Source organism: Xenorhabdus poinarii G6 (assembly GCF_000968175.1).
GTDB classification, from domain to species: Bacteria; Pseudomonadota; Gammaproteobacteria; order Enterobacterales; family Enterobacteriaceae; genus Xenorhabdus; species Xenorhabdus poinarii.
This window is the reverse complement of sequence record NZ_FO704551.1, coordinates 3,207,554-3,229,019: the sequence shown is the minus strand read 5'-3', so window position 1 is coordinate 3,229,019 and position 21,466 is coordinate 3,207,554. Positions and strand designations below refer to the sequence as shown.

At 46.0% G+C, this 21,466-nt stretch carries 25 protein-coding genes; 12 read left to right on the top strand and 13 right to left on the bottom strand.

From position 1 onward, the window contains the following. Positions 1 to 11 precede the first annotated feature (11 nt). The 8 genes from hpf to XPG1_RS14885 form a co-directional block, all read right to left on the bottom strand. Positions 12 to 299, bottom strand: coding sequence for a ribosome hibernation promoting factor (gene hpf / locus XPG1_RS14920; protein ID WP_045959808.1), 288 nt, complete (start codon positions 297 to 299; stop codon positions 12 to 14). A 23-nt stretch (positions 300 to 322) separates the two neighbouring features. Further along, positions 323 to 1,762, bottom strand: a complete 1,440-nt coding sequence (rpoN, locus tag XPG1_RS14915; RefSeq protein ID WP_045959806.1) for an RNA polymerase factor sigma-54 — start codon at positions 1,760 to 1,762, stop codon at positions 323 to 325. A gap of 69 nt (positions 1,763 to 1,831) precedes the next feature. Then, the gene (lptB, locus tag XPG1_RS14910; RefSeq protein ID WP_045959805.1) at positions 1,832 to 2,557 is read right to left on the bottom strand and encodes an LPS export ABC transporter ATP-binding protein; all 726 of its coding nucleotides are present in this window, start codon (positions 2,555 to 2,557) and stop codon (positions 1,832 to 1,834) included. Positions 2,558 to 2,577: 20 nt separating this feature from the next. Beyond that, complete coding sequence (lptA, locus tag XPG1_RS14905) at positions 2,578 to 3,126, bottom strand: lipopolysaccharide ABC transporter substrate-binding protein LptA (protein WP_045959804.1); 549 nt, start codon at positions 3,124 to 3,126, stop codon at positions 2,578 to 2,580. Further along, positions 3,107 to 3,700 (bottom strand): LPS export ABC transporter periplasmic protein LptC, encoded by a 594-nt coding sequence (lptC, locus tag XPG1_RS14900; protein ID WP_045959803.1) that lies wholly within the window; start codon positions 3,698 to 3,700, stop codon positions 3,107 to 3,109. The genes lptA and lptC overlap by 20 nt, the downstream gene beginning before the upstream one ends. Positions 3,701 to 3,722: 22 nt before the next feature. Further along, positions 3,723 to 4,286, bottom strand: coding sequence for a 3-deoxy-manno-octulosonate-8-phosphatase KdsC (kdsC, locus tag XPG1_RS14895; RefSeq protein ID WP_045959800.1), 564 nt, complete (start codon positions 4,284 to 4,286; stop codon positions 3,723 to 3,725). Positions 4,287 to 4,339: 53 nt separating this feature from the next. Next, positions 4,340 to 5,308: an arabinose-5-phosphate isomerase KdsD gene (gene kdsD, locus XPG1_RS14890; protein ID WP_045959799.1), complete on the bottom strand. Its 969-nt coding sequence runs from the start codon at positions 5,306 to 5,308 to the stop codon at positions 4,340 to 4,342. A 54-nt stretch (positions 5,309 to 5,362) separates the two neighbouring features. Continuing rightward, positions 5,363 to 6,322, bottom strand: coding sequence for a calcium/sodium antiporter (locus tag XPG1_RS14885; protein WP_045959797.1), 960 nt, complete (start codon positions 6,320 to 6,322; stop codon positions 5,363 to 5,365). Positions 6,323 to 6,552: 230 nt separating this feature from the next. Between XPG1_RS14885 and mlaF the strand changes: the two genes are divergently transcribed. The 7 genes from mlaF to murA all read left to right on the top strand — a co-directional run bounded on the left by mlaF (position 6,553) and on the right by murA (position 11,390). Further along, positions 6,553 to 7,356: a phospholipid ABC transporter ATP-binding protein MlaF gene (gene mlaF, locus XPG1_RS14880; RefSeq protein WP_045959795.1), complete on the top strand. Its 804-nt coding sequence runs from the start codon at positions 6,553 to 6,555 to the stop codon at positions 7,354 to 7,356. A gap of 10 nt (positions 7,357 to 7,366) precedes the next feature. After that, entirely contained in the window at positions 7,367 to 8,149 is a 783-nt protein-coding gene (gene mlaE / locus XPG1_RS14875; RefSeq protein ID WP_045960817.1) for a lipid asymmetry maintenance ABC transporter permease subunit MlaE, read from the top strand. A 4-nt stretch (positions 8,150 to 8,153) separates the two neighbouring features. Further along, positions 8,154 to 8,666, top strand: a complete 513-nt coding sequence (gene mlaD / locus XPG1_RS14870) for an outer membrane lipid asymmetry maintenance protein MlaD (protein WP_045959794.1) — start codon at positions 8,154 to 8,156, stop codon at positions 8,664 to 8,666. A gap of 33 nt (positions 8,667 to 8,699) precedes the next feature. Continuing rightward, complete coding sequence (gene mlaC, locus XPG1_RS14865; protein WP_045959791.1) at positions 8,700 to 9,329, top strand: phospholipid-binding protein MlaC; 630 nt, start codon at positions 8,700 to 8,702, stop codon at positions 9,327 to 9,329. A gap of 1 nt (position 9,330) precedes the next feature. Further along, positions 9,331 to 9,684, top strand: a complete 354-nt coding sequence (gene mlaB, locus XPG1_RS14860; protein ID WP_084717324.1) for a lipid asymmetry maintenance protein MlaB — start codon at positions 9,331 to 9,333, stop codon at positions 9,682 to 9,684. A gap of 129 nt (positions 9,685 to 9,813) precedes the next feature. Further along, positions 9,814 to 10,068 carry a BolA family iron metabolism protein IbaG gene (gene ibaG, locus XPG1_RS14855; RefSeq protein ID WP_045959790.1) on the top strand — a complete coding sequence of 85 codons (255 nt, stop codon included), beginning with the start codon at positions 9,814 to 9,816 and terminating at the stop codon, positions 10,066 to 10,068. 59 nt (positions 10,069 to 10,127) lie between these two features. Then, on the top strand, positions 10,128 to 11,390 hold the full coding sequence (gene murA / locus XPG1_RS14850) for a UDP-N-acetylglucosamine 1-carboxyvinyltransferase (protein ID WP_045959789.1): 1,263 nt from the start codon (positions 10,128 to 10,130) through the stop codon (positions 11,388 to 11,390). 145 nt (positions 11,391 to 11,535) lie between these two features. Here murA and degS read toward each other — a convergent pair whose 3' ends face one another. The 3 genes from degS to zapG form a co-directional block, all read right to left on the bottom strand. Continuing rightward, complete coding sequence (gene degS, locus XPG1_RS14845; protein WP_045959788.1) at positions 11,536 to 12,597, bottom strand: outer membrane-stress sensor serine endopeptidase DegS; 1,062 nt, start codon at positions 12,595 to 12,597, stop codon at positions 11,536 to 11,538. A 222-nt stretch (positions 12,598 to 12,819) separates the two neighbouring features. Continuing rightward, a complete protein-coding gene (locus tag XPG1_RS14840) occupies positions 12,820 to 14,199 on the bottom strand; it encodes a Do family serine endopeptidase (protein ID WP_045959787.1) in 1,380 nt (459 codons plus the stop codon). Positions 14,200 to 14,491: 292 nt separating this feature from the next. Further along, complete coding sequence (zapG, locus tag XPG1_RS14835) at positions 14,492 to 14,893, bottom strand: Z-ring associated protein ZapG (RefSeq protein ID WP_045959785.1); 402 nt, start codon at positions 14,891 to 14,893, stop codon at positions 14,492 to 14,494. 403 nt (positions 14,894 to 15,296) lie between these two features. Between zapG and zapE the strand changes: the two genes are divergently transcribed. The 5 genes from zapE (at position 15,297) to sspB (ending at position 19,082) form a co-directional block, all read left to right on the top strand. Further along, positions 15,297 to 16,424 (top strand): cell division protein ZapE, encoded by a 1,128-nt coding sequence (gene zapE / locus XPG1_RS14830; protein WP_045959783.1) that lies wholly within the window; start codon positions 15,297 to 15,299, stop codon positions 16,422 to 16,424. A gap of 270 nt (positions 16,425 to 16,694) precedes the next feature. Continuing rightward, positions 16,695 to 17,123 carry a 50S ribosomal protein L13 gene (gene rplM / locus XPG1_RS14825; protein ID WP_045959782.1) on the top strand — a complete coding sequence of 143 codons (429 nt, stop codon included), beginning with the start codon at positions 16,695 to 16,697 and terminating at the stop codon, positions 17,121 to 17,123. Positions 17,124 to 17,138: 15 nt separating this feature from the next. Next, complete coding sequence (gene rpsI, locus XPG1_RS14820) at positions 17,139 to 17,531, top strand: 30S ribosomal protein S9 (RefSeq protein WP_045959780.1); 393 nt, start codon at positions 17,139 to 17,141, stop codon at positions 17,529 to 17,531. A 429-nt stretch (positions 17,532 to 17,960) separates the two neighbouring features. Then, positions 17,961 to 18,602: a stringent starvation protein SspA gene (gene sspA / locus XPG1_RS14815; RefSeq protein ID WP_045959779.1), complete on the top strand. Its 642-nt coding sequence runs from the start codon at positions 17,961 to 17,963 to the stop codon at positions 18,600 to 18,602. Positions 18,603 to 18,611: 9 nt separating this feature from the next. Next, on the top strand, positions 18,612 to 19,082 hold the full coding sequence (sspB, locus tag XPG1_RS14810) for a ClpXP protease specificity-enhancing factor (protein ID WP_436286833.1): 471 nt from the start codon (positions 18,612 to 18,614) through the stop codon (positions 19,080 to 19,082). A 147-nt stretch (positions 19,083 to 19,229) separates the two neighbouring features. Here the strand turns inward: sspB and XPG1_RS14805 are convergent, their stop codons facing one another. Then, positions 19,230 to 19,739, bottom strand: a complete 510-nt coding sequence (locus XPG1_RS14805; protein ID WP_045959776.1) for a hypothetical protein — start codon at positions 19,737 to 19,739, stop codon at positions 19,230 to 19,232. Between the two features lie 306 nt (positions 19,740 to 20,045). Then, a complete protein-coding gene (locus XPG1_RS14800) occupies positions 20,046 to 21,464 on the bottom strand; it encodes an FAD-dependent oxidoreductase (protein WP_045959775.1) in 1,419 nt (472 codons plus the stop codon). Positions 21,465 to 21,466 lie beyond the last annotated feature (2 nt).

Sequence of the window (21,466 nt, the reverse complement as noted above, 5' to 3'; positions counted from 1 at the left end):
CCTGAAAGCGATTAATGTTGTCTCAATTTACTTTTGTGTTTGGTCAATTGACGCGCCAGTTTATCGACCAGCACATCAATGGCCGCATACATGTCTTCATGTTCTGCGGTTGCATGCAACTCGCCTCCGTTAATATGCACCGTGGCTTCGGCGATCCGCTCCACCTTTTCCACCCGGAGTATGACCTGGATGAGATGAATCTTATTGAAATATTGATCCAATTTGCTGCATTTGCTGTTCACAATGTTGCGAAGTGCATCTGTGATTTCAATGTTATGGCCTGTGATATTGAGTTGCATGGTGTTTTCCTTCTCTGTGTTGTTCAAACCAGTTTTTTACGTTGATTTGAAGGCGGGATGGATAACGACTCTCTATATTTTGCGACAGTCCGGCGCGCAACCTGAATACCTTGTTCAGTGAGCAGGCTGGTCAATTTACTGTCACTTAGTGGTTTGGCCGGGTTTTCTGCCGCGACCAGTTTTTTCACCAGCGCACGTATTGCCGTCGAAGAGGCTTCACCGCCACTCTCTGTATTGACGTGACTGGAAAAAAAATATTTAAGCTCAAAAATACCGCGTGGACTATACAGGTACTTCTGTGTCGTCACACGGGAGATGGTGGATTCATGCATATCAACCTGGTAGGCGATATCTGCCAGTACCAGTGGTTTCATGTGTTCTTCACCATACTCAAAAAAATCTTGTTGCTGTTCAACAATGCTGACGGCGACTTTCAATAACGTTTCATTACGGCTTTCGAGGCTTTTGATGAGCCACTTGGCCTCTTGCAAGTTATTGCGTATGAACAGGCTGTCACTTTCATTATTGGCCTGTTTCCCCAAGGCTGCATAGTGTTGGTTGATGTGCAGACGGGGAATGCTATCGGTATTTAGGCTAACTTGCCAGTTTTCATTTTCTTTCCGCACCAAGACATCTGGAATAACATATTCAGATTCCCCTGTATTGATGGCCAGACCCGGTTTTGGCTCTAGTGATTGAATGATATCAATGGCCCCTTTCAGAACACGCTCTTTTAATTTGCTCTGACGTAATAAATTACGGAAGTCTCGGTTACCCAGCAGATCAAGGTAATGATCGGTAACCCGCCTGGCTTCATTCAGGTAAGGTGTGTCTGACGGTAGTACTGAAAGCTGGATCAGCAAACATTCGCGTAAGTCACGGGCAGCAACACCAATCGGATCAAAATGCTGTATGCGCTTAAGGACGGTTTCGACTTCGGCCAAAGTCAGCGCATCATCCCCCATGCTGGCAAGAATCTCTTCAATGGACGTGCTCAGGTAACCGTTGTCATCAATGGCATCAATAATTGAAGTGGCAATCGCCGCATCCGTTTCTGTAAATGGTGTTAATGTGGCCTGCCACATGAGGTAATCTTGCAATGTCTGGGTAGTTTCTCCCTGATAGACAGGAAAATCATCGGCGGTGTAATCGTTACTGGTGCCTGACGGTGTGCCAGCGGCGTAAATTTCATCCCAACTGGCATCCAGCGGCAACTCTTCAGGCATATCCTTCTGTTCAAGTGCTTCACGGGTATCCATAACTTCTGTTTCCACATCAGAAAGTACCTGATTCTCCACTTCCTGATGCGGATCACTCTGTTCAAGCAACGGATTGGTTTCCAAAGCCTGCTGAATTTCTTGCTGAAGTTCAAACGTCGATAGCTGCAACAAACGAATGGCTTGCTGGAGTTGTGGTGTCATTGTCAATTGCTGACTGAGTTTGAGTTGCAAACTTTGCTTCATAGCGTGACCACTTTCTCCTTAATCTCGCCTGAGTGATTCCCTGGATTGCGCCTGACAGAAGGATGGCGGTTATAAGCGGAAACCTTCACCCAAATAGACACGTTTGACCTGCTCGTTATTCAGGATATCCGTTGGCGTACCGTGGGCAATCAGGTGACCTTGACTGACGATATAGGCTCGTTCACAGACATCCAATGTTTCACGCACATTATGGTCAGTAATGAGTACCCCTAAGCCGCAGTCCCGCAGGTGCTGAATGATCTTTTTAATATCCAGTACGGAAATCGGATCAACGCCAGCAAAAGGTTCATCTAACAGGATGAATTTAGGATTGGCAGCCAGCGCCCGGGCAATTTCCACACGACGGCGCTCACCACCGGAAAGCGATTGGCCAAGGCTATCGCGCAGGTGAGAAATGTGAAATTCTTCCATCAGCGCTTCTGCCCGTTCTTTTCTTTGCTCTTGGGTCAGATCTTTGCGGATCTCCAGTACAGACATCAAATTGTCAAAGACACTCAAGCGACGGAAAATGGAAGCTTCCTGAGGCAAGTAACCGATTCCGCGACGGGCACGTTCATGCAGGGGCAGCAGGCTGATATCTTCTTCATCAATGGCGATCGAACCCGCATCACGAGCAACAATGCCAACCACCATGTAGAACGTCGTGGTTTTACCTGCCCCGTTGGGGCCGAGTAAGCCAACAATTTCTCCCGACTTCACATTGAGGCTGACGTCTTCAACGACCTTACGGCCTTTATATGCTTTCGCCAGGTTTTCTGCGTTTAATATTGCCATATTAGTCTTGCCATTAGTCCTTATTGACTCTTTTTATGAGCATCAGCGTGGTTAACCCCGGAATCTTTTTCCTGTAGCTGGGCAGGTAACAGGACGGTGGTGACATGTTTACCTTTATTACTAAAGGCTTCCATCTGTTGTGTTGGCACCAGATACGTGATTTTATCGCCTTTGATGTTGCTGTCTAGCTGTTCAAGATAGGCATTGCCCGTCAGCTCGACCAGCTCTTTATCGGTTTCATAGCGCATCTTTGACGCATGGCCTTTGAGCGGTTTGCCATCATCTTGTAATTGATAAAAAGTGGCCGGGTTACCGTAAGCTTCGATAACGGTTTTATCGGCGTTTCCGCCCGGGCGGGTCACAACGACTTTATCGGCATGAATGTCGATTGAGCCTTGCTTGACGATAACATTATCTGTAAATGTGGCAATGTTCCCCGTTAAATCCAGCGACTGTTTGGCGGAGTCGATGGTAATGGGCTTTTTTGTATCCTCTTTTAGAGCCAGTACGGGCAGGCTGACGGCAAACAGGGTACCGGCAATCACGGTATTACGGATTAGGTTGTTCATGTGGGATCTCATATTGAGTAGTCACCTTTTCAATCAATTCAGCAGTTTTGTTTCGCAGATTGCCACGCATTTTCATGCCAACAGATTTCAGTCCGACGCCAGTGAGGGCCACCCGGTTATCGGATGCGACATCCTGTGTCGTGAGATTGACAGTCGCATTGTCTGTTGTGATCCGCTGCAATTGTGACGCATCGGTCAGGCTATCCACTTGGACATCCCCATACAGATAGAGCATGTTATCGTTAGTCAGTTTGGCCTGATTCGATCGCACTGTCCATGTGGGTATCGGGGCGCCGGGGGCACCATTGGGATCAAATGTTGTCAATACCGGGTTGGTAAACCAAGTTTGCTTCGTTTTCGTATAGTTTTTAACGTCATCAGCGACCAGCTTGTAAGCCAGCTTACCTTCAGGGTCATAGACAAACGTAATGGCTTCTTGTGTTTGATAATTAGGATAACCGTCATCCACAATGGGGAGCGAAGCCCCATCATTGACATTTGATAAATTCCAGCCGATCAGCGCAAGCGCGATCAGGGCCAGTATTGCGATCAACCAGGATCGAATTTTGCTCATTATTTCTTTTTTCAGTTTTAATTTAGATGGATAACCCTTTGGCGTCTTCTAGCTTATTTTGAGCGAAGAGCACCAAATCACAAAGTTCCCTGACTGCCCCACGACCGCCGACTGTCTGAGTGACATAATCTGCTTTCGGCAACAGTAATGGATGGGCATCAGCAACGGCAACAGATAACCCAACTTGTGCCATGACAGGCCAGTCAATAAGATCATCACCAATATAGGCGATTTGCTCTGGCTGTAATGCTAGTTTATCCAACAGTTCTTTATACGCCAAAACCTTATCGTTCTGACCTTGGTAAAGATGGGTAATACCGAGTGTTTTTGCTCGATTTTCCAGCAGTTTAGCGTTGCGGCCAGTAATGATAGCAACTTCAATACCCGACGTAATTAAGCAACGGATACCATAACCATCACGCACGTTAAATGCTTTTAGTTCTTCGCCTTCATTGCCCATGTAGATGATGCCATCGGACATGACTCCATCGACATCACAAATCAGAAGACGGATTTGGCGGGCTTTTTCAATCACGGCGTTGCTGACTGGGCCGTAACAGGTGTCCAGGTATGCTTTTTGACTCATCAAAACATTCTCTTAAGATTTATATCATGCTTATTGATACCAGTGTACTTGCTTTACACGACCCCGGCCTGTAAAAGATCGTGCATATGTAATACACCAAGTAGTTTGTCACCTTCCGTGACTAATAGTGAGGTGATATGGCGTGATTGCATTAAGTTTAAAGCATCAACCGCTAGGGCATTCGGTTTAATACGGATGCCCCCCGCCGTCATGACGTCGGCGATTTTTGCATGGTTTAAATCAATGCCCATATCGAATACACGACGCAAGTCGCCATCGGTAAAAATTCCCTTGATCTGCCTGTCATCATCGCAGATAACGGTCATCCCCAGTTTTTTGCGGGTGATTTCGATCAACGCTTCCCGCAGCGTCGCCGTCTGGGGAACATGAGGAATGTTATCCCCCGTGGCCATTAAATCACTGGCCAGCAGCAGCAGTTTACGTCCGAGTGTCCCGCCAGGGTGAGAAAGTGCGAAGTCTTCGGCAGTAAAGCCACGCGCTTGCAAAAGGGCAAGCGCTAATGCATCACCCATGACAAGGGTTGCCGTGGTGCTGGTTGTGGGCGCCAATCCCAGTGGGCAGGCTTCTTGCGGGGTTTTAATGCACAAGTGGATATCTGAGGCTTTCCCCATGCTACTGTCACGATTGTTTGTCATGCAGATGAGCGGGACTTTTTGTCGCTTGAGAACGGGAATTAATGCCAGAATCTCATTTGATTCACCGGAATTAGAAATGGCCAGCACGATATCTTTTGATGTCACCATACCAAGATCGCCGTGGCTGGCTTCGCCAGGATGAACAAAGAAAGAAGGTGTACCGGTACTGGCAAATGTCGCCGCGATTTTACGCCCGATATGGCCGGATTTCCCCATTCCCATCACAATTACTTTCCCTTCACACTCAAACATTAACTCACAGGCTTGACTGAAATCATCATTAATATATTGCGCCAGGCCAGCCAGCCCTTCGAGTTCAATATGTAATACTCTCTTACCTGCTTGTTGAAAATCGATTTTAGGCATGTTTACTTCCCACTCTTTTCCCACTCAATCGGCAATGATGCAATACCGTGAAAATTAGCAATAATAAAGTATGATAAAATAAGCGATAAAACAGCTCAGTAACAAGATACCGTTTAATCGGTTTAATCTGGACTTTCTTCCCAGGCAAAATACGGTGAAGAGGATACTTGCTGCCATTATGACCCAAAAATCCCGATAAAAGACATCCTCGCTAATGGCACTGGGAGAGAGTAAGGCGGGGATGCCGAGCACCAGTGTGATATTGAATACGTTAGAGCCAACAATATTCCCTATGGCCATGTCATTCTCACCTTTTATGGCCGCGGCTATTGTGGTGGCAAGTTCTGGCAGGCTGGTTCCCACCGCAAGAATGGTCAGGCCAATAACCAGTTCACTGACCTCATAAATACGGGCAATCGCGGTTGCATTGTCAATGACCATGCGAGTGGAAATGGGAAGAATAATTAAACCCAAAACAACCCAAAGAAGTGCAATACCTTTGTTACCTTCGACAGGCAATTCTGCATCTCGTTCTTGAGTATAGCTATCAATACCCTGATGTTGAGATAGAATTGTTTTCTTTATCATCAGTGAGAGGAAAAAGATGGCTGAAAGTACTAAAAGGATACCATCCAGACGACTTATGTATCCATTAGATAGCAGATACCCTGCAAATGCAGTGATTGCCAACATCAGGGGAACTTCTTGTCGTAAAATTTCTGATTTTACCCTGATGGGTCTAATGATGGCTGCCATACCTGTAATCAGCAGCAAGTTAGTAATATTGGAGCCGATTGCATTGCCCACAGCCATGTTTGGCATCCCGTCTAAAATGGCGGTGACCGACACCATTAGCTCCGGCAACGAGGTGCCGATACCCATAATGACCAGGCCGACGATAAAAGGGGGCACTTTCATGGCACGGGCAAAAACGGCAGCACCATAAACTAATCTATCAGAACTATATACCAGTAAAATCAACCCGGTAATGAGCAGGATAATAGTCAGAAACATGGATGTCCTTTAAATAAGATTTATTCCGAGCATAATGCTAATGATGGTTGATTTTTAAACATGGAACGTTTATTCAGCTAGACTTCTACATTCTGACGATCAAGAGATAAAAAGTAAAATTTGTCACAACTCTGCTAACGCAAATTAGGCAATTTTTTGTAGTATGCATGATTAATGTATTAAATACAGTAACTGAAAACAGTTTTATTCACGGTTAGGGGCTATCAATAATGAGTCAACAAACAGCAAATCTTATCGAGATCTGCGGTATGCATTTCACCCGAGGCCAGCGCCCGATTTTTGTTGATATTAATCTGACCGTTCCGAAGGGAAAAATTACTGCCATTATGGGGCCTTCCGGTATAGGAAAGACAACCTTACTCCGTTTGATTGGGGGACAAATTCGCCCTGAACGCGGTGAAATCTGGTTTGATGGCGATAATATTCCGGCGTTATCGCGTCCACGTCTTTATGCGGCTCGTAAGAAAATGAGCATGTTATTTCAGTCGGGTGCTTTATTTTCAGATCTGAATGTCTTTGATAACGTGGCGTTTCCTTTGCGTGAGCATACTCAACTACCTGAAGCGTTGATTCACACAACCGTGATGATGAAACTGGAAGCCGTGGGCTTACGGGGGGCGGCGAATTTGATGCCATCGGAACTCTCTGGCGGTATGGCAAGGCGAGCGGCATTAGCGAGAGCGATTGCACTCGATCCTGATCTGATCATGTTTGATGAACCTTTTGTCGGTCAGGATCCGATCACAATGGGCGTTTTGGTGAAGCTGATCGATGAGCTTAATCAGGCGCTTGGTGTAACGTGTGTTGTCGTTTCTCACGATGTACCTGAAGTTTTGAGCATTGCTGATTATGCTTATATTGTGGCTGAACAGAAAGTGATTGCAGAAGGTACGCCGGATCAGTTGAGAATGAACCAGGATCAACGGGTACGGCAATTTCTTGATGGTATTGCCGACGGGCCAGTACCTTTCCGTTTCCCCGCCGGGGATTACAAAACTGAGTTATTAGGATAATGGCATGTTGATGTTAACACGGGCATTGGCAGCAGTTGGCCGACGTACGATTGAGGTTTCCGCTTCATTTGGTCGTGCGGGGTTCATGTTGTTCAGTGCCATTATTGGTAAACCAGAACCCGCTAAGCAATGGGCACTTTTGCGTCAGCAGCTTTATAGCGTAGGCGTCCAGTCACTTCTGATTATTGTCGTTTCAGGGTTGTTTATTGGCATGGTGTTGGCTTTACAGGGCTATCTGGTCTTGACCACATTCAGTGCGGAAGGCAGCCTTGGTATGATGGTGGCGTTATCACTACTGCGTGAATTAGGTCCGGTGGTGACGGCACTGTTGTTTGCGGGGCGAGCGGGTTCAGCGTTGACCGCAGAAATTGGTTTAATGAAAGCGACTGAACAGATTTCCAGTCTGGAAATGATGGCGATTGATCCGTTGCGTCGGGTGATTGCTCCGCGTTTTTGGGCCGGTTTTATCAGTATGCCTCTGCTCTCCTTGATCTTTGTTGCTGTCGGTATTTGGGGAGGGGCAATCGTTGGTGTCGATTGGAAAGGAATTGATGGCGGCTTTTTCTGGTCGTCTATGCAATCTGCGGTGGAATGGCATAAAGATTTGCTCAACTGTTTTCTCAAGAGTGTCGCTTTCGCTATTACGGTAACGTGGATTGCGCTGTTTAATGGTTATGATGCTATCCCAACATCGGAAGGGATCAGCAGGGCGACAACGCGCACGGTAGTTCATGCGTCGTTGGCGGTATTGGGGTTGGATTTTGTACTGACAGCACTGATGTTTGGGAACTAAGTTGATGCAAAGTAAGAAGAGTGAAATTTGGGTTGGGGCTTTTATCTTGATTGCGCTGGCTGCAATCATTTTTTTATGTCTGAAAGTCGCGGATATCCGATCTTTCGGCAACCAGCCAACTTATCGGTTATATGCCGCCTTTGATAATATTGGTGGCTTGAAAGTACGCTCCCCCGTAAAAGTTGGTGGCGTTGTGATTGGTCGAGTGGAAAACATCTGGCTGGATCATAAAACGTATACGCCGCAAGTTGAATTAGATATTTTCACGAAATATGACAATATTCCGAATACCAGTTCGCTTTCGATCCGAACTTCAGGGCTGTTGGGCGAGCAATATATTGCCCTCAATATTGGGTTTGATGATCCTGATTTAGGCACCACCCTACTGAAAGATGGTGATCGTATTGAAGATACTAAGCCTGCGATGGTACTGGAAGATTTGATTGGTCAGTTCTTGTATAAGACGGGGGGCGGAGACAAAGAAAAATCGGCTTCTGCACCTGAACAAGCACACTAACCAGCAATCCACTATTTAGGAGAAATAACACTTATGTTTAAGCGATTACTTATGGCTGCATTGTTGGTCGTGGCGCCATTGGCGAATGCTGCTGATCAAACCAATCCTTATGCATTGATGAAAGATGCAGCGGAAAAAACATTTACCCGTTTGAAGAATGATCAACCGCAGATTCAGGCAAATCCGGGCGTTTTGCGCCAAATCGTGCATGAAGAATTGATGCCTTATGTGCAGGTCAAATATGCCGGGGCGCTGGTGTTAGGGCCTTACTACAAAGAAGCGACACCTGATCAGCGTGATGCCTATTTCAAGGCATTTGAATCTTATCTGGAACAGGTATATGGTCAGGCGTTGGCGATGTATCATGGCCAAAATTATCAGATCGCCCCTGAACAGCCTCTGGAAGGAAAAACGATCGTGGCGATCCGAGTCACGATTACCGATCCTAATGGGCAGCCACCGGTGCGTTTGGATTTCCAGTGGCGAAAAAATAGTAAGACCGGTTATTGGCAGGCTTATGACATGATCGCTGAAGGCGTCAGTATGATCACAACTAAGCAGAATGAATGGGCGGATATCTTGCGTCATAAAGGCATTGATGGTCTGACTGAGCAATTAGTCATTAGCGCAAAAACCCCGATTACATTAGAACAGAAAAAGTAATATGAATAACAGGACGCTTGCGAGCGGCATGATGAGCAAAGAAAAAATCAATCAGGACATGGTTGATTGGGAAAAGGCCGGAAATACCTTGTTGCTGAAAGGCTCATTAGATCGTGACAGTCTGCTTTCCTTGTGGCAACAAAAAGAGAATGCCTTGGCGGGCATCGATATCATCGATGTTTCCTCGCTTAGCCGTGTGGACTCTGCGGGATTAGCCCTGCTTGTTCGCTTAAAAGAGGCATATCAACAACGTGGCAAGACACTGACATTCTCAGGTGTGAGTGAGCGCTTAAATACGTTGATAACGTTATATGGCCTGCAAGCGCTTTTGGGCGATCGTCAGCTTAACGCGTAATTCTTTTTTAATAATCAACGCCCTTGTAAACCATTCACTTACAGGGGCGTTTTTCTTGGTTTCAGAGTCGAATGGATTCTATTAGGATAGGCGTCTACTATTATTTTCTAACGGTGAGTGTGAGCAATTATGGATACGAATGAAATTAAAAAAGTGCTGATGGCGCATTTGGCACTTGATGAAGTTATCGTTAGTGGTGATGGCAGTCATTTTCAGGTTATTGCTGTTGGAACACTGTTTGATGGCATGAGCCGTGTCAAGCAACAGCAGGCTATTTACGCGCCGCTGATGGAATACATTGCGGATAACCGCATTCATGCATTGTCAATTAAAGCCTATACACCTGCACAGTGGCAGCGTGACCGCAAGCTTCAGGGATTTTGAGATTGTTTACCCGGCCGCAACCAGCACACTTTGAATTAAATAAGAGGATCATGATAGAGATGGATAAATTTCGTGTGAAAGGGCCTACCTGCTTGTCGGGAGAAGTGACCATTTCCGGGGCAAAAAATGCCGCATTACCCATTATGTTCGCCGCGCTATTGGCAGAAGAACCCGTTGAATTACAGAATGTTCCTGAATTGAAAGATATTGATACCACGATCAAACTGCTCAATCGTTTGGGAACCAAAATAGAGCGTCATGGTTCAGTTTTTATTGATGCCAGCGGGGTTAATGAATATTGCGCGCCTTATGAACTGGTCAAGACAATGCGTGCTTCCATCTGGGCGCTGGGGCCATTAGTCGCGCGTTTTGGTCAGGGACAAGTTTCTCTGCCAGGCGGTTGTGCTATCGGAGCGCGGCCTGTTGATCTTCATATTTCTGGCCTGGAACAGCTTGGTGCAAAAATCGTCTTAGATGAAGGGTATGTCAAAGCCACCGTGGAGGGTCGCCTGAAAGGGGCCAGTATTGTGATGGATAAAGTCAGCGTTGGGGCAACAGTGACCATCATGACGGCGGCAACATTGGCAGAAGGCACCACGATTATTGAAAATGCTGCCCGTGAGCCTGAAATCGAAGACACGGCTAATTTCCTTAATACACTTGGGGCTAAAATCAGCGGTGCAGGCAGTAATCGCATTGTGATTGAAGGTGTTGAACGTTTGGGGGGCGGTGTTCATCGTGTCTTGCCTGATCGTATCGAAACGGGTACTTTTCTGGTCGCAGCCGCCATTTCCCGCGGTAAAGTGATGTGTCGGCAAGCGAAACCGGATACCCTGGATTCTGTTTTGGCTAAACTGCGTGAGGCAGGGGCGGATATTAACGTAGGTGAGGACTGGATTAGCCTTGATATGCACGGTCAGCGGCCAAAGGCGGTGACATTCCGCACTGCACCACATCCGGGGTTTCCAACGGATATGCAGGCACAATTCAGCCTGTTGAATCTGGTTGCAGATGGCGTAGGTATGATCACTGAAACTATCTTTGAAAATCGTTTCATGCATATCCCTGAGTTGATTCGTATGGGCGCCAGAGCTGAAATTGAGAGTAATACCGTACTGTGTCACGGTGTTGAAAAATTGTCTGGTGCGCAGGTGATGGCGACGGATCTACGGGCTTCTGCCAGTTTAGTCTTGGCGGGGTGTATTGCTGAAGGAACGACCATTGTTGACCGTATTTATCACATTGACCGTGGTTATGAACACATTGAAGACAAGCTGCGTGGGCTTGGCGCTAAGATTGAGCGTATTAAGACGGTTGAGTAAACGGCACTAATTTCTTTCCTCGCCCAATATTCCTCGCCCATATTTATGGGGGGATCATGTGGGCGAGGAAGGCATAGAGGCCGTTTTTTTATGAACGTAACATGTTTTGATGAACGTTACGTGTTTTTATGAAAGTAACATAGTTTCAGTGATCGTCAAGCTCTTCAATGGTGACATTGAGTGTGAGATATGTGTCATCGCGTAGGATAGTGACAGGCACAACACTGCCCGGATTGATATCCGCAATTTGAGCCATCATTTCGGCGGGTGAAATAGCCGGCTGGTGATTGACGCTGGTAATAATATCGCCCACTTTGATCCCCGCTTTTTCCGCAGGGCTGTTTGGTTCGATCTGGAAAACACGTACCCCTTCAATTTGATTGATTTGATTGCCTGATGAGCGAATATTCAGTAACTCTTTCGACGTGATTCCGATATATCCTCGGATGACTCGACCATCCCGGATCAATTTGTGCATGATGGTTGTCGCCAGCTTTGTGGGAATGGCGAATCCTAATCCTTCCGGTGTAATCCCAAAATCTGATTTATCGAACGTCAATGTGTTGATACCGACTAGTTCTCCTTGGGTATTAACCAGAGCACCACCAGAGTTCCCTTGATTGATGGATGCATCTGTTTGCAAGAAGTTTTGGCGACGCGTCTGGCTGAGGCTGATACGTTCCGTTGCACTGATAATGCCTTGTGTAATAGTCTGACCCAAGTTGTACGGATTGCCGATAGCCAATACGATATCGCCGACATGGGCGATTCGTTTGAGATTGATGGGGATCACAGGAAGGTTTTTGGCATTAATCTTTAAGACAGCCAGATCCGTTGGGCCATCGGAACCGACCAGGAGTGCTTCATAAAAGCTTCCGTCTTGCAATGCAATAATAATGGGGCCGGCTTTATTGATGACATGTTTATTTGTGAGAATATAGCCTTGTTCGCTCATAATCACCCCTGAACCCAAAGGGCGGATTTCCCGGCTGTCATGAGAAAAACTGCCTGTATTGATGCTGTAAATATTGACGACCGCAGGCGCGGCGCGGCGGACGGCATGGCTGAAACTTGATATTCTATCGTTGCTCTTATTGTCGCTTAGGAAATTCTGCACGCTGTCGGGGCGTAGGGCAGGTATCGTGATCAGCAAAATAGCTGCAATCAATAAGCCTATGAGTATAGAGCGCAATAACTTGATCAGCATGGCATTATTCAGTAATAAATGATTGAAAGAAGAATAGCATAGAAACGAGCAGACACAGCATCATACTGTGTCTGCTTGGTTAGGGTCATCTTTGTCACCGTCGCTGCGATTGGCTGCGCTCACTGACGGCAGTCACACCGTTATTTGTGCCCCTGAGACTCCGCGCTCAAGAGGTAAGCACGGCATTCTGCGTTCCACCGGCAACCGATGGTATGTGCTGAATTAATTCGGCAGCAGAAGGTAAAGATTATCGTCACCACGTAAAACGTTCAATGCGATCATGGGCGGCTTCTCTTCCGTGATCTTGCGGAATTCACTGATATTCCGTATACGCACATTGTTAGCACCAATAATCAAGTCGTTTTTCTGTAAGCCGGATCTGGCCGCCGGTGAGTTTGGCGCAATGGTGTCCACTTTAATGCCCTGGGTATTTTTTATCGTGCCGTTGCTCAGGGTTGCGCCTTGCAGGGCGATACTCAGTTTTTCTGCTTTGGTCGCGTTCTCTTCACTGTTATCCAATGTGACACTGACTTCCAGTGGCTGTCCTTTGCGCAGCAGACCAATTTTGACCTCTTTGCCTGGCGCAGTTGTACCTATCTTGGCACGTAACTCCGCAAAGCTATTAATTTTCCTGCCATCGAAGGAAACTAACACATCGCCGGGTTTGATCCCTGCTTTTGCGGCGGCCGATTTAGGGATAACTTCGCTGACAAATGCCCCTTGCTGTGCTTCAACTTTGAGGGCATCAGCAATGTCGGCTGTCATTTCAGCACCTTTGATACCGAGTATGCCTCGTTTCACTTCGCCATGGTCAATAAGCTGTGCCGCAATAGTTTTGGCCATGTTACTGGGGATGGAGAAACCGATACCGACGTTACCGCCATTCGGGGCGATGATCGCAGTATTAATGCCGATCAATTCCCCTTTCAAATTAATCAGTGCGCCACCGGAGTTCCCTTGGTTAATGGAGGCATCGGTCTGAATAAAGTTTTCCAAACCATCCAAACTCAGGCCACTTCGACCGAGTGCGGAAATGATCCCTGATGTGACGGTTTGCCCCAAACCAAAGGGGTTACCGATTGCAACGGCATAATCGCCAACCTTAAGTTGGTCGGAATCAGCGAACTGGATGGCAGTCAGATTCTTGGCATTTTGTAATTGTAAAAGTGCAATATCAGACAGTGGATCACGCCCGATGAGTTTTGCTGAGTATTCACGGCCATCGTTTAATTGAATACGTATTTTATTCGCATTTTCAATAACATGATTATTGGTCAGCACATAGCCTTTCTTGGCATCAATAATAACGCCAGAGCCGAGTCCATTGAATGGGCGGCTTCGCTGTTCTGGTGGAGGAAAAGCCGGCCCAAAAAAGAATTGGAAATCTTCAGGTAACTGGAGCTGTTGTTTTTGGACTTCGGTACCTGAGACCCGGATAGTGACAACCGAAGGAAGCACTTTTTCCAGCATGGGCGCGAGACTGAGTGATCCTTGAGAGGTCGTTGCCGGCGGTAAGGCCGCATGACTGACCATTGACACTGAAGCTAAAGACAGTCCAATACTAATAGCGAGTGCGCTGAGCAATGTATTTTTTCTTTTCATGAATACGTTCTCTTCATCCTAAGCTAGAAAAGGAAATTGCACTTAATAGCCCTATCCTGTCCAGGCGCTTAGCGACCCGGGAATTGAGTTTATGATGGATAGGTTTTAAGCATCATTGTTTCAATGCTGTTATGACTATCGATTATTCAGTAAAGTTCACCAATAAAGTAGGTTCAATAAATTTCTTTACAGGTATTTACGTGAATAGAAAATAAAAAATAACGCTTTTTCTACTGGATGGAAAGACATCGCAGAAGCCGTGGTCGTCGGGTTACCACGGCCAAGCTTATGATTATTTCTTATCTTGAATGGGACGGAATAGACCGGACGCCCCTTCAGAATAATCTCGTGGGGGGGTATTCGCCGTCATTTTCTTCGCCTCAGTTTCGGATTCACCCAGACGATAATGGAAAGGGTTATCCTGCACTGGCATGTCAGGCATGAGTTCATTGGAACTTTTAGCCATATGTTGATACAACTGACGATAATCGCGTGCCATATTGTCAAGCAATTCAGCACTACGGGCGAAATGGCTGACCAGCTCTTTGCGGTATTCTTCCAGTTCAGCCCGATTTTTCTCCAATTCAGTCTGTAGTGCATTTTGCTGGCGTAGCTTTGAGCTGCCAAAGCGGGCCGCCAGCGCGCCGATGATAAAACCAACGATTAATCCAATCAGTGCATATTCCCAAGTCATGGCAACTCCTTTAGTAACATCATTGTCTTACAATGCCTCGCATTGTTTTGAAATACGGTTTTGAAATATGGTTCTGAAATACGGTGCTGAAAATACCGTTTTGAGATGTTGTTCTCAATCTCTCAGTGCGTTATCCCATTAGGCGGTTTTATTTGCAAGTATATGCGCCGACTAAGCTAGGTTCTTGGCAACATGACAACCACTATAACCGTTAATTTAGTCAGAGTGGAATATGGATTATTATTTAATTAGCTTATCGACGGCCTAATCGCTTTATTTTATACGCATTTACCAAAGTATGTTGTCCAACAGGATGAATAAACTGCCTAAGTGTAGGCAAACAGTCTGATACTCAGTAACGTACGAGACTGCACTGAGAAAAATTTTAAGGATTGTCATTTTCATGTTACCGATTACACCTTCATCTCTCTATCAATCAGCACTGTCTGAGGGTCAGTATCAAGCTGACGAAGTACAGCGCACGACGGTTGAACGTCTCGATATCATCTATCACGATCTCATCAATGCCCGCCCTTGCCACACCTCGCAACCTAATCGGTTGAAAGGGATGTTAGGTAAGCTGCTTGGTCGGCAATTACCTGAACCGTGTCGTCCTGTTCAAGGGCTTTATATGTGGGGAGGCGTTGGGCGTGGAAAAACATGGTTGATGGATATGTTTTTTCAGAGTTTGCCCACTGAACGAAAACTGCGTCTCCATTTTCACCGTTTTATGTTACGGATACATGAGGAATTAACCACTTTACAAGGACATGAGAATCCTTTGGAGGTGATTGCCGACGGCTTTAAGGCACAGACAGACATGCTTTGTTTTGATGAATTTTTTGTGTCTGATATTACCGATGCCATGATCCTCGGTACATTGCTGGAAGCGCTGTTTGCACGGGGAATTGCGCTGGTGGCAACATCCAATATTCCACCGGATGAACTTTATCGAAATGGATTACAGCGTGCGCGCTTCCTGCCTGCCATTGAGCAGATCAAAAAATATTGTGATGTGCTGAACGTTGATGCCGGTATCGATTATCGTTTACGGACCCTGACCCAGGCTCACCTTTATCTAACGCCACTGACGGAAGAAAATCGGCTGGCGATGCGCCACATATTCCAGCGTTTGGCTGGGCGAGAGGGAGAGCCAAATCCGGTATTAGCCGTCAATCATCGTAATATGCCTGCAATCAGTAGCGTTGATGGCGTATTAGCTATCCACTTCAAAACCTTGTGTGAAGATCCTCGCAGTCAACGGGACTATATCGCGCTGTCGAAGCTTTACCACTCTGTTTTATTGCATGATGTGCCGATCATGACCGAACGGAATGAAAGTGCGGCGCGGCGTTTTATTGCCCTGGTGGATGAATTTTATGAGCGCCAGGTGAAATTGATCATCAATGCTGATGCCTCGATGGAACAAATTTATCAGGGGGAGTTGTTGCGGTTTGAGTATCAACGTTGTTTGTCCCGATTACAGGAAATGCAAAGCGAGGAATACCTGAAACTGCCGCATTTGCCTTAATTTATTGACGACGGCGTATGCTTGTGCATGAAAGTAATATCAACCAATAAGATAATTATTGAATTTGGGGTCGATTTTTTATAGCGAGTTCTCTATAATCTTGCGACCCCACGTTACAGCAGGATTTTTATTTCCCAAAAAACTTGCATTAGTGCCGGCATAGGCTATTCGAAGGGGTAGGTTTGCTGGACATGAGTCGTGTGAACCTCAAAAACAGTTTCTGAACATCGAGTGTTCACCAACGTGTAACTTATAATTGGGTAAGCTTTAATGAAAACTTTTACAGCTAAACCAGAAACCGTAAAACGCGACTGGTATGTTGTTGACGCAGATGGCAAAACTTTAGGCCGTCTTGCAACTGAAGTAGCTCGTCGCCTGCGCGGCAAGCACAAAGCGGAATACACTCCGCACGTTGATACTGGTGATTACATCATTATTGTTAACGCAGAAAAAGTTGCTGTTACTGGCAACAAACGTGCTGACAAAATTTATTATCACCACACTGGCCACATCGGTGGTATCAAGCAAGCGACCTTTGAAGAGATGATTGCCCGCCGTCCTGAGCGTGTCATTGAAATCGCGGTTAAAGGCATGCTGCCAAAAGGGCCACTGGGTCGTGCAATGTACCGTAAGCTGAAAGTTTACGCGGGCAATGAGCACAACCACGCGGCACAGCAACCACAAGTTCTGGACATCTAATCGGGATTATAGGCAATGGCTGAAAATCAATACTACGGCACTGGTCGCCGCAAAAGCTCCTCCGCTCGTGTCTTCATTAAGCCAGGTAGCGGTAACATCGTAATCAACCAACGCAGCCTCGAAGTTTACTTCGGTCGTGAAACTGCGCGCATGGTTGTTCGTCAACCACTTGAACTGGTTGATATGCTGAACAAACTGGATCTGTACATCACTGTTAAAGGTGGTGGTATTTCTGGTCAGGCAGGCGCAATCCGTCACGGTATCACCCGTGCACTGATGGCTTATGACGAGACTCTGCGTTCTGAACTTCGTAAAGCTGGCTTCGTGACTCGCGATGCACGTGAAGTTGAACGTAAAAAAGTGGGTCTGCGCAAAGCACGTCGTCGTCCACAGTTCTCCAAACGTTAATTTACTGCCACTCTGGTGGCCGTCGATTAAAGTTAAAAAATCCGCCATTTTTATGGCGGATTTTTTTATCCCCGCAGATTTTTCATGCCTTGATAACGCGCGATTTTGACAAAAAACAGCGTGTTTTTGATGATAAATTCCTCAATTCCAATATTTCATCATTAATTCTTAATGTACTTCATCACAAAATGTGCAAAATCTGATAGAATAATAACAATTTTTTGCCTTATCCATGAATTTGCCTGATTTGGCAGAGGCTAAGTCTATATCTCCAAAAAGTTTCTTGTTACCGCGGCGAAAGCAGTAACCGGAAAGAGGGAGACGGAGTCTCAGGTAATAAGCAAAACAGGATGAGAAATATGAGCGAGAATAGCCGCTATTTATTGAAGGGCTGTTCGTTCCTTTTTTTAGATAAACTTGGAGGTTTTCATGGCTGTCGCTGCCAACAAACGTTCGGTAATGACTCTGTTTTCCGGCCCGACCGACATTTTTAGCCATCAAGTGCGGATTGTACTGGCGGAAAAAGGGGTCACTGTAGAAGTTGAACATGTTGAAGCAGGTAATCTGCCTCAGGATTTGATTGATCTGAATCCTGACCAGTCTGTACCTACCCTCGTTGATCGTGACCTGACCCTGTATGATTCTCGCGTCATTATGGAATATCTGGATGAACGTTTTCCTCATCCACCACTCATGCCTGTGTATCCTGTCACGCGTGGCCACTGCCGCATGGCGATGCATAGAATTGAAAAAGACTGGTATTCCCTGATGTACAAAATTCAGGGAGGAAGTGTTCAGGAAGCGAATGCCGCTCGGAAACAGTTGACGGAAGCATTGCTGGCTGGTGCGCCTTTTTTCAAAGAAAAACCTTACTTCATGTCTGAAGAATTCAGTCTGGTGGATTGTTACTTGTCTCCACTGCTATGGCGTTTGCCGGTATTGGGTATTGAGTTATCAGGTCCTGGTGCAAAAGATATTCAGTCCTATATGCAGCGTGTATTTAAACGTGACGCATTCCTGGCTTCACTGACAGAAGCTGAACGTGAAATGCGTTTGCAATCACGGGGTTAATGTATGGAAATGTCTCCGCGTCGTCCCTATCTATTGCGGGCGCATTATGAATGGCTGTTGGATAATGACATGACTCCGCATGTGGTAGTGGATGTTAACGTGTATGGTGTTAACGTCCCGATGGAATATGCCCAAAATGGGCAGATTATTTTGAATCTCTCACCGAGAGCCGTTGGCAATTTAGAATTGACTAACACAGAGGTAAGGTTCAATGCCCGCTTTGGCGGTATTGCACGTCAAGTTATTGTTCCGATGGCGGCTGTTATTGCGGTTTATGCCCGTGAAAACGGCGCGGGAATGATGTTTGAGCCAGAACTCGCTTATGATACGGAGACTGAGTCAGAAGACAACACGGAAGCACCCATCGCTGATAATCTGGTGTTTATCCACGATAGCAAAACGTCTCACAGTGATGATTCACCCGATGATGAACCCCCTCAGCCCCCCAAGAACCGTCCAACTTTGCGCGTCGTAAAATAAGATCATACCCAATAGATGCTCAGTGATAACCCGTCGGGTCGTCGCTTGAAAAAGATCGTTGGAAACGAAAAATAAAGGAGACATTAGGCTCCTTTATTTTTTTATAATCTGATCAATAACTGGAAAAGTTAAGCGCACCAGTCAGTTTTATAAATAGAGATCACTGACTTTTTCAAGTTCCCATCGACAGATTTCGATATTCTCTCGATTTTTTTCAGAAGAAGATTTTTCTGCTGCGTTTAAGCTATTCATCATTTTTCTGAATAGGGCTTCCTTTTGACTCCGGCCCTGTAACGTTGGTGGAAGATGACAGATATCCGTGATTGAAAGTATTCGGTGTGCTTTTACCAGTGCTAATACCGCCACAGGATTCTCAGTTAAAGCAACAGATAAAGCCTCAACTATTTTTTTGGAAAATTCGGTATGTATATTAGGGAGAAGATCAAAAGCAATTTGCAACCATTGTGGGTCACCGGTCGAAATATGATGGATAATGTCATCCTGCTCGTATTTTTCGTTTATCTCTGCCACCACAGAATTGACACCTCTTTCTTGTAATTGCTGATTAATTTCAATAGGGGTGGAAAATTTCGCAATTGATGGTTGGCTTATCAAAATTAAGTAAAAGAAGAAGAGTATCCGTGTGAGTAATCGCATGTATTTCTCCCTATTATTTCTTTAGAAATCTTTTATTTTCTTTCTATTTGATCAGTAACCCTCAGAAACGCCCTTTCCAAAAAAGCGAAGCTTACCGTTGTCTTACGGTGTGGTACGATTGCTGCGCTACTCTAATGGGTTAGAGATTAAATCTGTATATTTGCGTTTAGGATATAAGCGTAGTTGCATAAATCGAAAAAGTACAAGGAGTGTGGTAGTAAAAAATAAAAAAATGACGGTATTGGCATTTTTGAGATCTTCTCCGATGGTTAACCGGAGAAGTTTTTAGAAAAGAAAAATGGAATATTACACTTCAAGATAGTCGAGAATACCGAAAGCGGCTTTTCTGCCTTCATCAATGGCGGTGACGACCAAATCAGAACCACGTACAGCATCCCCGCCTGCGAAGATAGTCGGGTTACTGGTCTGGAAAGGGCGATGAGCGGATTCAGGCGCGACAATTCGGCCTTTTTGATCAAGGTTGACTTGATGTCCATCCAGCCAGTTCATTGTGTGCGGTTTGAAACCAAACGCCATAATCACGGCATCCGCTTCTATCAGAAATTCGGAATCCGGGATAATTTCGGCCTGACGACGACCTTTTTCATCCACGGCACCGAGTTGTGTTTTCACAACCTTGACGCCACAAACCTGCCCGGCGTTGTTGATCTCGATGCGTATAGGCTGGAGATTAAAACGAAACTCGACACCTTCTTCTTTGGCATTTTTGACTTCACGACGGGAGCCAGGCATGTTTTCTTCATTGCGCCGATAGGCACAGATAACGCGGCTTGCCCCTTGACGAATCGAAGTACGCACACAATCCATTGCGGTATCACCGCCGCCCAGCACCAGAACACGTTTACCTTTCATCTCCACATAAGGGTGTTCAGGAAGAGAAGGGTAGCCCATCAATTGGCGGGTATTGGCGATTAAGAAGGGCAGGGCGTCATATACCCCGTCAGCATTTTCGTTTTCCAACCCACCATGAATGGATTGATATGTACCAACCCCAAGAAATACGGCGTCAAATTCTTTCGTAAGTTCAGCTAACGTGATGTCTTGCCCTATCTCCGTGTTGAGACGGAATTCAATCCCCATTTCAGCGAATATTTCACGGCGACGGATCATCACTTCTTTTTCTAGCTTAAACGCAGGAATACCAAATGTGAGCAAGCCACCAATCTCAGGATGGCGATCATAAACCACCACCTGTACACCGTTACGGGTCAGAACATCGGCACAGGCTAATCCCGCAGGGCCGGCACCTACCACGGCAACACGTTTGCCTGTCGGGATAACGTGCGACATATCGGGTTTCCAGCCTAGAGAAATGGCCGTGTCATTAATATAGCGTTCAATGTTACCGATGGTGACCGCACCAAAATCATCATTCAGTGTACAAGCCCCCTCACACAGACGATCTTGTGGGCAAACGCGCCCACAGACTTCAGGTAAGCTGTTGGTTTGGTGTGATAATTCTGCGGCTTCGATAATGCGTCCTTCATTCGCGAGTTTCAGCCAATTCGGGATATAGTTATGTACAGGACACTTCCATTCACAGTAAGGGTTACCGCATGAGAGACAGCGATCGGCTTGTGCCTGTGCCTGCATCTCAGAGAAGGGTTCATAAATCTCAATAAATTCTATTTTTCTGATTTTCAGCGATTTTTTAGGTGGATCAACACGCTGTAAATCGATAAATTGATAAACATTCTGACTCATGA